This window comes from Pimelobacter simplex, from assembly GCF_900114845.1.
GTDB classification, from domain to species: Bacteria; Actinomycetota; Actinomycetes; order Propionibacteriales; family Nocardioidaceae; genus Nocardioides; species Nocardioides simplex.
Genome location: NZ_FOUK01000002.1, coordinates 298,515 through 313,439, shown reverse-complemented (window position 1 = coordinate 313,439; position 14,925 = coordinate 298,515). Strand labels below are relative to the sequence as shown.

Annotated in this window: 14 protein-coding genes and 1 riboswitch; of the genes, 4 read left to right on the top strand and 10 right to left on the bottom strand. The window is 72.9% G+C overall.

The annotated features are described in order from the left end of the window. A complete protein-coding gene (locus BM223_RS09090) occupies positions 1-279 on the bottom strand; it encodes an Lrp/AsnC family transcriptional regulator (RefSeq protein ID WP_038678258.1) in 279 nt (92 codons plus the stop codon). 20 nt (positions 280-299) lie between these two features. After that, on the bottom strand, positions 300-2,033 hold the full coding sequence (locus BM223_RS09085; RefSeq protein ID WP_038678260.1) for a DEDD exonuclease domain-containing protein: 1,734 nt from the start codon (positions 2,031-2,033) through the stop codon (positions 300-302). A 177-nt stretch (positions 2,034-2,210) separates the two neighbouring features. Between BM223_RS09085 and BM223_RS09080 the strand changes: the two genes are divergently transcribed. From BM223_RS09080 to BM223_RS09065, 4 genes are all read left to right on the top strand, one after another. Continuing rightward, entirely contained in the window at positions 2,211-2,417 is a 207-nt protein-coding gene (locus BM223_RS09080; RefSeq protein ID WP_038678262.1) for a hypothetical protein, read from the top strand. Between the two features lie 252 nt (positions 2,418-2,669). Beyond that, a riboswitch (cyclic di-AMP (ydaO/yuaA leader) is annotated at positions 2,670-2,832 on the top strand. A 98-nt stretch (positions 2,833-2,930) separates the two neighbouring features. After that, complete coding sequence (locus BM223_RS09075; RefSeq protein WP_235319242.1) at positions 2,931-3,854, top strand: C40 family peptidase; 924 nt, start codon at positions 2,931-2,933, stop codon at positions 3,852-3,854. A gap of 29 nt (positions 3,855-3,883) precedes the next feature. Then, complete coding sequence (locus BM223_RS09070) at positions 3,884-5,086, top strand: hypothetical protein (protein ID WP_038678265.1); 1,203 nt, start codon at positions 3,884-3,886, stop codon at positions 5,084-5,086. A 34-nt stretch (positions 5,087-5,120) separates the two neighbouring features. After that, positions 5,121-6,434: a M48 family metalloprotease gene (locus tag BM223_RS09065; protein WP_038678266.1), complete on the top strand. Its 1,314-nt coding sequence runs from the start codon at positions 5,121-5,123 to the stop codon at positions 6,432-6,434. On the opposite strand, the gene BM223_RS09060 is transcribed toward BM223_RS09065, so the two are convergent. From BM223_RS09060 to BM223_RS09020, 8 genes are all read right to left on the bottom strand, one after another. Then, a complete protein-coding gene (locus BM223_RS09060) occupies positions 6,424-6,594 on the bottom strand; it encodes a Flp family type IVb pilin (protein ID WP_082003632.1) in 171 nt (56 codons plus the stop codon). The two genes, BM223_RS09065 and BM223_RS09060, sit on opposite strands and share 11 nt — an antisense overlap. A 108-nt stretch (positions 6,595-6,702) precedes the next feature. Next, positions 6,703-6,897: a Flp family type IVb pilin gene (locus tag BM223_RS09055; protein ID WP_038678268.1), complete on the bottom strand. Its 195-nt coding sequence runs from the start codon at positions 6,895-6,897 to the stop codon at positions 6,703-6,705. A gap of 154 nt (positions 6,898-7,051) precedes the next feature. Then, positions 7,052-7,702, bottom strand: coding sequence for a response regulator (locus BM223_RS09050; RefSeq protein WP_038678270.1), 651 nt, complete (start codon positions 7,700-7,702; stop codon positions 7,052-7,054). Further along, positions 7,699-9,279: a sensor histidine kinase gene (locus tag BM223_RS09045; protein WP_052138480.1), complete on the bottom strand. Its 1,581-nt coding sequence runs from the start codon at positions 9,277-9,279 to the stop codon at positions 7,699-7,701. The genes BM223_RS09050 and BM223_RS09045 overlap by 4 nt, the downstream gene beginning before the upstream one ends. Before the next feature lie 18 nt (positions 9,280-9,297). After that, the gene (locus BM223_RS09040; RefSeq protein WP_038684142.1) at positions 9,298-10,218 is read right to left on the bottom strand and encodes a type II secretion system F family protein; all 921 of its coding nucleotides are present in this window, start codon (positions 10,216-10,218) and stop codon (positions 9,298-9,300) included. After that, the gene (locus BM223_RS27850; protein ID WP_052138482.1) at positions 10,218-12,152 is read right to left on the bottom strand and encodes a type II secretion system F family protein; all 1,935 of its coding nucleotides are present in this window, start codon (positions 12,150-12,152) and stop codon (positions 10,218-10,220) included. Before BM223_RS27850 ends, BM223_RS09040 begins: the two co-directional genes overlap by 1 nt. Continuing rightward, positions 12,152-13,729: a TadA family conjugal transfer-associated ATPase gene (locus BM223_RS09025; protein WP_038678272.1), complete on the bottom strand. Its 1,578-nt coding sequence runs from the start codon at positions 13,727-13,729 to the stop codon at positions 12,152-12,154. The genes BM223_RS27850 and BM223_RS09025 overlap by 1 nt, the downstream gene beginning before the upstream one ends. 2 nt (positions 13,730-13,731) lie before the next feature. Continuing rightward, entirely contained in the window at positions 13,732-14,919 is a 1,188-nt protein-coding gene (locus BM223_RS09020; protein WP_082003633.1) for a CpaE/TadZ family protein, read from the bottom strand. Positions 14,920-14,925 lie beyond the last annotated feature (6 nt).

Here is a 14,925-nt window from a genome sequence, read left to right as displayed (position 1 = left end):
CTAGTCGAGCCCGAGCGAGAACGCTGCCTCGAGGTCGTGGCGGGAGTAGGCGCGGTACGCGATGTGGGTCTCGGTGTCGACGACGCCGTCGACCTTGTTGAGCCGGTCGGCGACCACGGTCGCGATGTCGTCGTGCGAGCTGACCCGGACCAGCGCGATCAGGTCGATCTGGCCGGTCACCGAGTAGACCTCGCTCACGCCCTCCAGCGCCGCGATCGCCTCGGCGACCTCGGGGATCCGAGCGGTCTCGGCCTGGACGAAGACGATGGCGGTGATCATGGGCTCACTCTAGTGTTCGCTCACTGCTCCAGGGGCGACTCCTTCGTGGCGCCGGCCGATCGGCGGGCGTGGCGTCCGGCGCCCTGGACCGGGCACGCCCACTCGCCGACCACCTCGACCAGCCGGACCCCGGGGGACTCGAGCCAGCGCAGGATCTGCTCGGACTCCTCGGCCGTCGCCGCCGGGGTCGGGCCGATCGTGGGCAGCACCGTCTCGGCGCTGGCCCGCAGCCCCTCGACGTAGCTCACCGCGTCGGTGCCCGCCGGGATCACGCCGGCCGCGGCCAGCCGGCCGTGCCGCACGACGTGCACCGCCCAGCGGCCGTCGTCCTCGCGGCGGGCGGCGACGACCTCGGGACAGCCGGTGAGCGCGGTGAGCCGCTGGGTGCGGGCGGCGGCCCGGACGAAGTCGGCCAGCCGGTCGCGGTGGTGGGCGGCCTCCTCGAAGCGCTCCTCGTCGGCGAGCGCGCTCATCCGGGCGTGGACCAGGTCGACCACGTCGTCGGGACGGCGCAGCAGCGTGTCGCGCAGCTGGCGGACGACGGCGGCGTAGGTCTGCGGGTCGACGCTGCCGTCGCAGGGGGACAGGCAGCGCCCCATCTCGGCCAGCACGCAGGCGCTGCGCTGCGGCTTGCGGGCCAGCCGGTCGCGGCACTGGCGGATCGGGAACACCTCGTGGAGCGCGGCCAGCGAGCTCTCGGCGGCCGCCTTGGACGAGAACGGCCCGAGGTAGTCGGCGTCGTCGTCGAGCACCCGCTTGACCAGCGAGAGCCGCGGCCACGCCTCGCGGGTCAGCTTGAGCCAGGTGACCTTCTCGGGGTGGCGCGAGCGGCGGTTGTAGGGCGGCTTGTGCTCGGCGATCAGCCGCAGCTCGCGCACGGACGCCTCGAGCGGGGTCGCGCACTCGATGGCGCTGACCGACGCCGCGATCTGCACCATCTCGCCGATGCGGGAGCGCTTCTCGGAGGCGGTGAAGTAGCTGCGGACCCGCCGGCGCAGGTCGCGCGACGTCCCGATGTAGAGGACCCGCGCGCTCTCGTCGCGGAACAGGTAGACGCCCGGCGCGTGGGGGAGGTGGTCGGCCAGGTGCCGCTTGCGCCGCGCCACGGAGGCGACCTTGGCGGAGTAGCCCTGCAGCTCCTCGAGCGTCTGGACGCCGAGCCCGCCGAGTCGCTCCATGAGGCCGTGGAGCACATCGACGGTGGCCCGGGCGTCCTCGAGCGCGCGGTGGTTGGGCGTCGTGCCCGACCGGAAGACGCGAGCCAGCGAGGACAGCTTGTGGTTGGGCGACTCGTCGCGGGTCACCACGTGCCGGGCGAGCTTGACCGTGTCGAGGATCTCGAAGTCGGGCCAGATGAGGTCGAGGCGCCGGGCGTCGTTCTTGAGGAAGCCGACGTCGAACCGCGCGTTGTGGGCGACCAGCACCGAGCCGGCCGCGAACTCGAGGAACGCCGGCAGGGCGGCCTCGATGGGCGGCGCGTCGGCGACCATGCCGTTGGTGATGCCGGTGAGCACCGCGATGAACGCGGGGATCGCCGTGTGCGGGTTGACCAGGGTCTGGAACTCGCCGAGCACCTCGCCTCCGCGCACCTTGACCGCGCCGATCTCGGTGATCTGGTCGCCGTCGCCGGGGGAGCCGCCCGTGGTCTCGAGGTCGACCACGCAGAAGGTCACGTCGCGCAGCGGGCGGCCGAGCTCGTCGAAGCCGCGCTGCAGCTCCCACCGGTGGCGGGACGCAGGAGGGGCAGTGGTCATGGAGCGACGGTAGGCCGAGGGTCCGACACAACCCGGGAGCGCGGCCGCGGGCCGCCCGGATCGAGGATGCGCCCGGGCTCCCGGGCCGGGCCGGCGAGGGCCCGCGGAGGCGTTCGGGAGGCGCTCGGGAGGCGGCGCGGGGGGTTTGTGTCGGGCCCTCCTGGCACGGTCCTGCCCATGACGACAAGGATCGATTGCGACACGTGCGTGGTACGCGGCCTGGCCTGCCACGACTGCGTGGTCACCGTGCTGCTCGGGCCGCCGCCCGAGCTGATGATCGACGACGACGAGCTGCGCGCCCTCGACGTGCTGGCCGACGGCGGGCTCGTGCCCCCGCTGCGGCTGGTGCGGCCGGTCGACGGGCCGCAGGTGGAGTCGGCATGAGGGCCCGGCGGTCCGACCCGGGGCGTCCGCCCGTGCTCCGGATCGACCCGCGGCGCCCGGGAGGTGGCGGCGGTCGGCGCCGCCGCATCCGGGACCGGAGAGGCGGGTGAGGCCGATGCGACGCATGTGACGGGAGTGACGAGCGATTTCGTCCCCAACACGCGAGGCGGGGTTTGGCCTCGCCCGTGGGCGCCGTTAGGCTGCTCGATCAGGTGTCCGAGGTAGTGGGTCGACCGACCCGCGCGGGCACCGCGCTGAGTCTGGGACCACTCGGGGTCCCGGAGCCGGGGAACCAACCACTCTGGGGTGAATCCCGCACGAGGTGCGACCACGACGTCCGACCGGACGGCGGGGGAGCGAGGAGTGCGGGTAGGGCGAGTCGTGCCCGAATCCGTCAGCTCACCCGGTAGGCGTACGACAACCAGAGGGGACCGCCAGCTCGTGCTGAACGGCCGGACACGTACCACCGCTGCGCTCGCAGCACTCGCCGTCACCGGAGCCATCACGTTCGGCGTGAGTGCGTCCGGCAGCCCGGCGCAGGCGAAGCCGGACATCGAGACCGTGCGGGCCAAGGTCGACCGGCTCTTCCACGAGTCCGAGCAGGCCGCCGAGCGCTACAACGACGCCCGGCTCGAGCTCGACGAGCTCAACGACGACCTCAGCTCCCTCGAGGCCGACCAGTCCCGCCAGGGCGACGCGCTCGACGGCGTCCGCTCCGACGTGCGCGCCTCGATCATCCAGCGCTACCAGTCCGGCGGCCTCGGCCCGGCCGGCGAGCTGCTGGCCTCCGACTCCGAGGGCTTCCTCGACGAGCTCTCCACCAGCGCCACCGTCGGCGACCTGCAGAACTCCCTGCTGTCGTCCTACGGCACCGAGCTGAAGGCCTACTCGATCCGCAAGGACCAGACCGAGAAGCGCCGCGACGACATCGCCGACCTCAAGGACACGCTCTCCGAGCAGAAGAAGACGGCCGACGCCAAGCTGGCCGAGGCCAAGGAGCTGCTCTCCAAGCTCGAGGCCGAGCAGCGCGCCGAGATCCTGTCCCGCGACTCCGGCCGCCCGGTCGACGCCTCGTCGATCCCGGCCAGCGGCCGCGCTGCGATCGCGATCAAGTACGCCCTCGCCCAGGTGGGCGACGCCTACGTCTGGGGTGCCGCGGGTCCCAACGCCTTCGACTGCTCCGGCCTGACGATGATGGCCTACGCCCAGGCCGACGTCAGCCTCCCGCACTCGTCGCGGGCGCAGTACAGCAGCGGTGCGCACGTCGCGAAGAGCGACCTGCAGCCGGGCGACCTCGTCTTCTACTACAGCCCGATCAGCCACGTCGGCATCTACCTCGGCAACGGCATGATCGTCCACGCCGCCAACCCCGGCGCGGGCGTCAAGGTCTCCGACCTCGACGAGATGCCCTACGCCGGAGCAGTCCGCCCGGGCTGAGCCCGCGGGGACTGTTCGGGGGGCAGCCCATGACCATGCGGGTCCTCCCGGCCCTGCTGCTCGCCGTCGCGCTCGTCGCGGGCGGGTGCTCGAACGACGACTACGTCGCGCCGCGCCCGCCGGGCACGAGCGACGTCGCCGACCCGGTCACCGCGGCCGCGACGGTGGCCGCGGTCCAGGACGCGATCGCCGCCGGGGACGGCGACGCGGCCGGCGCGCTCGGTGCGGACGCCGACGCCTCGACCCTGCTCGCCGCGCTCGTGGCCAACGCCGGCGCACTGCGACTGGGTGACGTGACCCTGCGCTACGTCACCGAGACCGGCCGGACCAGCGGCAGCGACGGCTGGGACGGCCAGGTCGCGCTCACCTGGCGGGTCGAGGGCTTCGACGCCGCCTCGGCGCGGACCGAGGTCCCGTTCTCCTTCGCCGACGGCGGTGCCACGATCGCCGCGGTCGGCGCCGGCCAGGGACGGCTCCCGCTGTGGCTCGGCGGTCCGCTCGACGTACGGCGGGCGGGCCAGGTGCTCGTCGCGGCGGCCGAGCCCGCCCAGGCACGGCGCTACCTGCCGGCGGCGCGCCGGGCGCTCGAGCAGGTCCGCGCGGTCGTCGGCGGCGACACCGGCCTCGTGGTCGAGGTCCCGGCCGACAGCGCCGGCCTGCACCGGGCGCTGGGCGTCGAGCCGGGCCGCTACGACACGATCGCCGCGATCACCGCGCCGGTCGACGGCGTCGCGGTCGAGGGCAGCCCGATCCACGTCTTCCTCGACCGTCCCGTGTACGACGGCCTCGACCCCGTCGCCGCCCAGGTCGTGATGACCCACGAGGCCGTCCACGCCGTGACGGCGGCGCCGCTGGCCCAGCGGGCGCCGATGTGGCTGGTCGAGGGCTTCGCTGACTACGTCGCGCTGCGCGACGTCGACCTGCCGACGAGCCGCACGGCCGGCCAGATCGCCCGCCAGGTCCGCGCCGACGGTCTCCCGGACGCACTGCCGGCCACCAGCGACTTCGACCCGGCGGCGAGCCACCTGGGGGCCGTCTACGAGGCGGCCTGGCTGGTCTGCGTGACGCTGGCGGACCACCGCGGCGAGGGCGCGCTGGTCGACCTCTACCGCCAGGTGCTCGAGGGCGACGACTTCGCCGCGGCGCTGCGCGCCGGCTTCGGGTGGAGCGAGCGGGACCTGACCTCCGCCTGGCGCGACCGGCTCGCCGACGTCGCCGACGTCGGCAGGTGACGACCGGGCTGGACCGGCGCCCTACCCTGGGGCCGTGGAGAACCGAGCGGCAGTGCGGCGGGTCGCCCTCGGCACGGTCCTGATCGGCGCCGCGGCGTTCATCCTCATCGCGACCACCCGGGTGCCCTGGCACCCGGTCCCCGGCGGCCTCCCGGACCCGGTCGCCGCGTCGTCGGTGTTCAGCCGGGCCGAGATCGACCGCGCCGAGCACTTCGCGCTGTGGGGCCGGCTGTGGAGCTGGTCGGGGCTCGTGGTCTCGCTGGCCGTCGCCTGCTGGCTGGGCTTCGGCCGGACCGGCCGGGCGCTGGTCGCCGGGCTCCGCGGCTGGTGGTGGGTGCGCGTGGTGGTCGTGGTCGCCGTCCTGACGCTCGTCGGGTCGCTGGTCACGCTGCCCTTCGGGATCGCGCTGCGCCGGCTCCGCCTCGACGAGGGCCTGGCCGCGGGCTCGTGGGGGGACTGGGCGCTCGACGTCCTCAAGGGCGACCTCGTCACCGTCGTGAGCACGGCGCTCGCCGTGATCGCCCTGGTCGCCTGCATCCGCCGGCTGCCCCGCCTCTGGCCCGCCGTCGCCGGCCTCGCCGCGGCCGGCCTGGTCGTGCTCGGCTCGTTCGTCTACCCGATCGTCGTCGAGCCGGTCTTCAACCACTTCACGCCGCTGCCCGACGGTCCCCTCCGCACCCAGATCCTCGCTCTGGCCCAGCAGGAGGACGTCGCCGTCGACGACGTCCTCGTCGCCGACGCGTCACGACGGACGACCACGCTCAACGCCTACGTCTCCGGCTTCGGCCAGACCCGCCGGGTGGTCCTCTACGACACCCTGGTCGACAGCTCGCCGACCGACGAGACGCTCTCGGTGGTCGCCCACGAGCTCGCGCACGCCAAGTACGACGACGTGATGACCGGCACCGCCCTCGGCGCCGCGGGCGCGCTGCTCGGCGTCGGCCTCCTGGGCCTGCTCCTGCCGGTGCCGCTGCGCCGGCGTCCGGACGGCGACGACGGTGACGGTCGTGATGGTGGCGCACCGGGAGCCGGCGCCGATCCGTCGTACGCGGGCGGGGTGGGCGTGGTGCCCCGGGTCCTGGCCCTGGTCGCGATCGGCACGCTCGTCGCGGCGCCCGTCCAGAACGGGATCAGCCGCCAGCTGGAGACCAGGGCCGATCAGACGGCGCTGGAGGTGACGAAGGCCCCCCAGGCGTTCGTCGACCTGCAGCGCCGTCTGGCCCTGCGATCCCACGCCGACCCCACACCTCCGGCGTGGTCGCAGTGGTGGTTCGGCTCGCACCCCACGGTCCTGCAGCGGATCGGGTTGGCGGGCCCGTTCGACGACGCGAAGGACGCTACGGACTGATCGCGTTGTCGAGGCTGGTGTTGGTGCCGTCGAAGAGGTCCCCGACCTGGCCGCCCAGGAGGAGGACGGCGCCGAAGATCACAGCGGCGATGAGCGCGATCAGCAGCCCGTACTCCACGGCGGACGCGCCGCGCTCGTTGCGTGGTGCGCCTTCGGTCACGACGTCTCTCCAGGGTGGGGTGGGGCAGGATGCGATCGGCCGCGTCACCCAGGAGGTGACGCGGCCGTCGGTCGATCGGTGGTCAGGTGGCTCAGCCCGCGGGCTGGCTCACTTGCCGGCGCCGTTGAGGCTGTTGTTGACCTCGGTGAAGGCGTTGTTGAGCTTCCCGCCGAGGATGACCACGGCGCCGATGATGACGGCTGCGATGAGCGCCACCAGCAGGCCGTACTCGACGGCCGTGGCGCCACGCTCGTCCATCTTGGCGAGGCGGGCGTTGAGCAGGATCTGGAGGTACTGGATCATCGGGTTCTCCCTGTGCACTGTTTGTTCGTTGTCCCCGGGGAGTGCTTCCCCGATGCGCAGAACTCTGCCTGAGCGCCGCCACCGAGGGATCGGGAGTTCGACTCCTCGCTGCTAGTCACTTCTGACTAGGGGTGGTGCACGTGTCGTCGGTCACTCAGCGGGCGGACGGCTGCACGGTCGAGAGCAGGCCGATCCGCATGGCCGTGACGAGTGCCTGGGCGCGGTTGGCGGCGCCGAGCTTCTGGTAGATCCGCGCGATGTGGGACTTCGTGGTCGACTCGGACAGGTAGAGCTTCTGCCCGATGGCCGCCGCGTTGAGGCCCTCGGCGAGCAGCAGGAGGACGTCGTGCTCGCGCTCGGTCAGGGCGGTCGACTCGGCGGACTGGCGGCGCATCATCGCGCCCACCAGGCCGGCGCATACGAAGGCCTTGGGAGAGACCGCGGCGTGGCGCGCGGCCTTGATCACCTCGGTGGAGGGGGCGTCCTTGCCGACGAAGCCGGACGCGCCGGCCTGCATCGCGGCGAAGATCTGCTCGTCGCCGGAGTGCATGGTGAGCACGATGAGACCGATCTCGTCGCTCTCCTTGCGCAGCGTGCGGACGACGTCCAGGCCGGTGCCGTCCTGCATCTGCAGGTCGGTGATGACGACGTCGGGACGGGTCTCGTGGGCGCGGTGGATGCCCTCCTGCACGGAGCCTGCCGTGGCGACGACGTGCAGGTCGGGCTCGAGGTCGAGCACCGCCCCCAGACCGTCGCGGATCAGCTCGTGGTCGTCGATCAGGAGGACCGAGATCGTTTCGCTCATCGCTTCTCCAGGAGAGTAGGGGAGCCCGCGTCGGCGTCGGCGTGGGCGGTGCTCCGGGGGACCTTCAGTGCTACCGAGACCGTGAGTCCGCGGCTGGCGTTGTCACGGACGACGAGCTCCGCGCCGATCAGTCTGGCACGTTCGCGCATGATCTTGAGGCCGTGCGAGTCGGTTCTCGCGCTCTGCAGGCCCACGCCGTTGTCGGTGATCGTGATGATCGCCTCGGGGGCGTAGACCTGGCAGCGCACGTCGATCGACGTCGCCCGGGCGTGCTTGACCGCGTTGTTCATCGCCTCCTGGGCGATCCGGAACAGCTCGGCCTCGACCTCGGGACGCAGCCGGGTGGGCTGCTCGTCGAGGCGGACCCGGATGGGGATCCCCGACGACTCCGACAGGTGGCGGGCCACGTTGCTGATGGCCGCGCCGAGGCTCTCGCTCTCGCCGATGCTGGTGCGCAGGTTCATCACCGACTGGCGGACCTCGGCGACGACCTTGGTCACCCGGTCGCGCAGCATGCCGAGCGCCTTGGCCTGCTGCTCGTCGGCGGGCCGTGCGGCGAGCGCGTCGATGATGTAGCCGAGCGAGGCGATGTCCTGGGCGACGCCGTCGTGCATCTCGCGGGCCAGCCGGTTGCGCTCGTCGGCGGTCGCCGCGTCGCGGAACTGCGCGAACAGCAGCGCCGCGTCGAGCTTGACCGAGGTGTCGGCGACGTCGCGCGCGACGGCGGCCAGGGGGAGCGGGCGGCCCGAGTCGGAGCCGGACGGTCGCAGCCCGGCGACGATCGCCTGGTCGCTGACCCGGAACGCGAAGCCCTGGCCGATCTCGACGGGCGCGGCGTCGATGCCGGCCTGCATCCGCACGTCGTTGGCGAGCGTCTCGCTGGCCAGCGCGTCGGCCGACTCGAGCTCGACCGTCGAGGCCACGGGCGTGAGCGTGTCGCCGCGCGGCACGTAGAGGACCAGACCGCGGTTGGGGATGTCGTCGCTGACCTGGCTGAGCAGCTCGCCGCCCAGGACGCCGACGTCGAGGCCGGAGCTCAGGCTGCCGGCCAGCTCGAGGAGCTGCTTGAGGTGCTCCTGCGCGTCGCGGTAGGGGGCGAGCGGGTCGGGGATGCGGTCGGACGAGAAGGTGACCGCCGCGATGAGGCTGAGGCCCAGGCCGGCCATCGCCCACGTGAAGATCGAGACCGCCTGCTCGGAGCTGATGCGCTGCCACCACATCAGGCCGAGCGCGACGACCGCGATCAGCTCGACGATGACCGTGCGGATCATCGTCCGGACCCCGGCGACCGCGGTGGCGTAGAGCGGCGGGACGACGAGAGCGGCCAGCACCACGGGCGCGTCACCGAGGCCGAGCGCGCAGATCACGCCGATCGCCGCCGCCTCGGTCGAGGGGCTCAAGGACAGCTCGAGCTCCCGGCGTGTCGAGGTCACACCTTGGTAGATCCAGACCGCGGCGAGCGCGGCGAGCGCGAGGAGACCCTGCTCCTGGTGGAGCCACAGCGTCGGTCCGCCGATGGCCAGCAGCGCGAAGAGGCGTGCCGCTGCGACCACGGCGTAGGTCTGGCTGCTCGGCATGTGCTCAGCCTAGGCCCGCTACTGCCCGTTGAACGCGTCAATCGCGTTGAGCACGGCGGGTCCCATGACCACGATGAACAGGCAGGGCAGGATGAACAGGATCAGGGGGATCATGATCTTCACGGGGACCTTCTGCGCCTTCTCCTCGGCGTACTGCCGGCGCTTGACCCGGATCTCACCCGACTGCACGCGCAGCACCTGGGCGATGGGGATGCCGAAGGCGTCGGCCTGGACCATCGACCCGACGAAGGTGTTGAGGTCGTCGACGTTGCTACGCGCGGCCAGCGAGCGCAGCGCCTCGGAACGGCTCTTTCCCAGCTGCATCTCGCGCAGCACGCGGGCGAACTCCTCCGCGACCGGGCCCGAGGTGTGCCGGGCGACCTGCTGCAGCGCGGCGTCGAAGCCGAGCCCGGCCTCGACGCTGATGGTCAGCAGGTCGACCGCGTCGGCGAGCGTGCGCTTGATCTGGTCGGCGCGGTGGGCGGCCTTGTTGTAGAGGTAGAGGTCGGGCGCCACGAAGCCGAGCAGCGTCGCCGCCAGGGCGACGAGGACGAGCGTGGTGATCGAGCCGCCCAGCAGCGCTCCGTAGGCGATGATCAGGACGGGGAGCACCACGGCGCAGAGGACCTTGGTCGACAGCACCCGGTCGACGGTCCAGCCGTGCGGGTTGCCCGCGAGGTCGAGCTTGCGCCGGATCCGCTCGGCCTTGTCGGCGCCGGTCAGGCGCCGGCCGATGGTCAGGGCTCGGTGCTGGAACGGTGCGAGGACCCGGTCGGCGAACGAGCGGTCGGCCTCCTCGGCGAGCTCCTGGCCCGCCATCCCGGAGCGCTCGAGGGCCTCCAGCGCGCGGGCCAGTCCCTGCGGTGGCTCGCGGACGAAGGCGGCGCCGACGGCGCCGATCGCCGCGAGGAACAGGACGAAAGCAAGGAGGAGAAGCATCACGCGTCCACCTTCACCATCTGCGACATCCAGAAGGAGCCGATCGCCATCCAGAGCACGCCGAAGCCGGTGAGGATCCAGCCGCGCGGATCGTGGACGAGCGGGTCGAGGAAGCTCCGGTTGGCCACGAACAGGAACACGGCGAAGGCGGGCGGCAGGATGCACAGGATGACGGCGGACAGCCGGCCCTCGGCCGACAGCGCCCGCACGTGCCGGCGCAGGTACTGCCGCTCCCGCATCGTCGCCGCCACGGTCGTGAGCAGCTCGGCCAGGTTGCCGCCGACCTGGCGCTGGATCCGGATGGCCATCACGGCCCAGCCGAAGTCCTTGCTCTGGAAGCGGGCGGCGACGCCCTCGAAGGCGTCCTCGATGGAGACGCCGATGCGGGCCTCGACGAGGACGCGCTTGAACTCCGAGGCGATGGGCTCCGGGCCCTCGCGGACGACGGTGTCGACGGCCTGGGCGAGGGAGAGGCCGGCGCTGAGGGCGCCGGAGAGGAGCTGGAGGACCTCGGGGAGGGCGTTGTCGAAGGCGCGGCGGCGGCGTCCGGCCATGAACCGCAGGTAGATCGGGGGGACCAGGAAGCCGATCACCATGAAGAGCAGGCCGACGATGATGTTGCCGCGGCCGAGGAGGAGGCCGATCACGCCGGCGGCGAGGACCGCGCCGATGTGGACCAGGAGCCACTCGGAGGGCTTGAACTCGCTCCCCGCGGCGGCGAGGCGGCGGGTCATCCGCTCGTTGAGGGCGCTGTTGTGCTCGAGGACGCTGGCCGCGGCGGCCTTGGCCTGGTCGAGGACGGGCTCGGCGGGCGGCTTGGTGTCGTGGCGCTCCTCGAGGCCCGTCACCCGCGTGCTGTACGCCGTCACGCGGTCCGCGATGCTCATCGGGGCCGGGCGCGACGGGACGAGGAGCACGGCGACGGCGAGCAGGCCGAGGGCGAAGGCGCCCAGTCCCGCCCAGAGCAGCCAGCCGGGGGCCACCCAACCGCGCTCGTCGGTGAGCGTGGGCTGCGGCGCCGGGGTCACGCTCGCGGAGCCGGCCGACTGGACGGGCGCGAGGGCGCGGGCGACGAGGGTGCCCGACGCAGTGGTGGGCAGGGAGACCTCGACGTTGGCGAGCTCGGCGTCGAAGCCGTCGGGCAGGGGAGCGGTGACGAGGACCTGGTCGGCCAGGGCCTCCGCCTCGGCGGCGAAGGTCTGGGCGAGGGCCGCGCCGCTGGCGGTGATGACCTCGCCCTTGCCGGCGGCGGCGAGCGTGCGGAGCGGGGTGAGCTGCTTCTCGCCGAGGTCGAGGCCGACGGCGTGCACGCGCAGTCCGGCGTCTTTGATGGCGGCCGTGGCGGCGTCGAGGCTCGCGGTGCTGCCGGCGTCGGCGCCGTCGGACAGGACCAGGAGGGTCCGCTGGCCGTCGTCGCCGGCGGCCTGGGCGGCGGCGATCACGCCGTCGTACAGCAGGGTGTCGCGGTGCAGCGCGAGCCCGTCGACGACGGTCTGCGCGGCGGCGCGGTCGGTGGTGGGCGCGAGGGCGACGGTGACCTTGCTGTCGAAGGTGACGATGCCGACCGCGACGTCGGCCGGGACCGCGTCGAGGTACGTCGAGGCCGCCTGCTTGGCCGCCGCGAACCGGCCCTGGCGCCGCATCGAGTTGCTGGTGTCGACGACCAGGATCGTCGTCCGCTTGACCACGGAGCCGCTGCTGGTGCCCTCGGCCGTCGCGTCCAGCGCCTGGCCCTCGAGCGTCGCGGTGACGCCGCCGAGGTCGACCTGCACGCCGGCCGGGACGTCGACCAGGATCCGCAGGCCGTCGCCGGTGGACTCGACGTGGCCGATGGTCGCGTCCTCGGCGTGCGCCTGGGCCGGGACCAGGAGCACCGCGAGCACGGCGACGAGCAGCGCCGCGCAGCGGCGGAGAAGGGCTCGGCGCCCGGACATCAGAGGCGTTCCGTCCGGAAGATCGTCGGGTCGACGGCGACGTTGGCGTAGGCGAGCTTCTCCAGGAACTTCGGCCGCAGGCCGGTCGAGCGCAGCCGGCCGAGGATCCGGCCGTTCTCGTCGAAGCCGGCGGAGTTGTCGAAGACGAAGATGTCCTGGAGGGTGATGATGTCGCCCTCCATCCGCTCCACCTCGGTGATGTGCGTGATCCGGCGCGAGCCGTCCTTGAAGCGGGTCTGGTGCACGATCAGGTCGACCGCGGAGGCCACCTGCTCGCGGATCGCGCGGATGGGCAGCTCCATGCCGGCCATCAGCACCATCGTCTCCATGCGCGAGAGCGTGTCGCGCGGGCCGTTCGAGTGCAGGGTGCAGATCGAGCCGTCGTGGCCGGTGTTCATCGCCTGCAGCATGTCGAGCGCGGAGGCGTCGCGGACCTCGCCGACGACGATGCGGTCGGGCCGCATGCGCAGGCTGTTGCGGACCAGGTCGCGGATGGTGACCGCGCCCTTGCCCTCGATGTTGGCGGGCCGCGACTCCAGGCGGACGACGTGGTCCTGCTTGAGCTGGAGCTCGGCGGCGTCCTCGATGGTGACGATCCGCTCGTCCCGCGGGATGAACGACGACAGCACGTTGAGCGTCGTCGTCTTCCCGGCGCCGGTGCCGCCCGACACGATCACGTTGAGCCGGCCGCGCACGCAGGCGTCGAGGAAGTCGGCGGTCTGCGGGGTGAAGGACCCGAAGTTGATGAGGTCCTGGACGGTCAACGGGTCGGTCGAGAACTTCCGGATGGTCAGCGCCGAGCCGTCGATCGCCAGCGGCGGGACGATGGCGTTGACCCGGCTGCCGTCGGGGAGCCGGGCGTCGACCATGGGGGAGGACTCGTCGACGCGGCGCCCGATCCGGGACACGATCTTGTCGATCGTGCGGCGCAGGTGCGCCTCGTCGGCGAAGTGCGCCTCGGCCTTGACCAGCCGGCCGTCCTTCTCGAGCCAGACGTCGTCGTGGCCGTTGACCATGACCTCGGAGACCTCGGGGTCGCGCAGGTACGGGTCGATCGGGCCGTAGCCGAGGATGTCGTCGGTGATCTCCTGGGTCACCCGCGCCCGGTCGGACGCGCTCAGCGGCCGGTCCTGCGCGCCGAGGACCTCGGAGAGCACCGAGCGGACCGTCTGGTCGAGCTCGTCCTGGTCCATCTCGGCGTCGTAGAGGTGCGGGCCGAGCTGCTTGATGAGCTCGCCGTGGACGCTGGCCTTGAGGTCCTCGAGGCGCTCGGTGTCGTTGCCGGCCAGACGACGTCCGGGGCGGTGGTCGCCGGCCGCGGCGGCGGCGCGCGACGACAGCGGGCCCGGTGCCGACCTGGTGTCGCTGCCGGCCTCGCCCGCAGGGGGCGCCGGAGCGGCCGGAGCGGCGGCGGCGGCAGCAGGTGCGGCCGGCGCGGGGGCCGGGGCCTCGGGGGCGCTCGCGGCGTCGACGACGCCGGCCAGCAGCGCCGCGTCGGCGGCGGGGGTGGCGGCGTGCTTGCCCTGCGCGGCGGCCTCGCGGCGGGCCGCGGCGAGGCGGTCGGAGAGGCTGGACATGCTCAGCTCCTTCCGCGGCGGAACAGGCCGCGCGAGCGGGGCTGCTCGGCCTGGGCCACCGGGGTGGGGGCCGGTACGGCGACCGGCTCGCCCGTCACCGAGGCGGCGAGGTGGGCGTACGCCTGGCTCGCCGGGTGCCCCGGCTTGTGGGACACGATCGGGGTGCCGGCGTTGGTGGCGGCGGCGATGTCGACGGCGGTGGCCACCTGGGCCGTCACCGGCATGTTGAGGATGCTCTCGACCTTCTCGACGCTGATGCCCACCAGCTCGTCCGCCCGGTTGAGGAGGAGGTGGCGGTGCCCGCGGGCGATGGACAGCATGTCCATGGTCTCGAGCGCGACCTTGACGTTCTTCAGGGTCGGGACGTCGAGCGTGGCGACGATGACGCACTCGTCGGTCTCGTCGAGCGCCGTGAGCGTCGCGTCGTCGAAGGAGGGCGAGGTGTCGACCACGATGTAGTCGAAGCCGTCGCGCAGCGCCCGCAGGATCCGGGAGATCAGCAGCGGCGTCACGCGCTCGCGCACGTCGGGGTGGGCCGGCGCGGCGAGCACGGTGAGCGAGTCCTCGTGCCGGGTGAGCAGCCCCTCGAGCATCGAGAGGTCGATGGAGTCCTCGGACCCGACGGCCTGCTCGATGGAGTGGGTCGGGAAGAGCTGCATCGTGATCGCGACGTCGCCGAACGCGAGGTCGAGGTCGACGAGGCAGACCTTGCGCGCCCCGCGGTCGGTCAGCGCGAGCGCCAGGTTGACCGACGAGGTGGTCTTGCCGACGCCGCCCTTGGGGGAGAAGACGGTGATCACCCGGCCGAGCTGGCGCGCGCCGCCGGGCCCGCGGAGGGCCTGGAAGAGCTGGTGGGCGCGCTCGACGGCGCTGGTGAGCGCCTTCTCGTCGCCGCCGGCGACGACCACGTCGCGCACGCCGGCGTGCATGGCCTTGGTCAGCACGTCGGTGTCGAACTGGTCGCGGACCAGGACGACGCTGACGGTCGGCCGCTTGATGCGGAGCTCCTCGGCCGTGGCCAGCGCCGACGTGAGGTCGACGGAGGGGCCGAGGGCGACGACGTACTCGTCCGAGTGCTGGTCGAGCCACGCCATGCCCCGCTCGGTCGTGGCGACCGCGTGGGAGCCGGTGGGCATCGCCCCCAGCAGGCTCTCGACGAGCGACGGATCCTGTTCGACTAGAACCGGCATGACGTC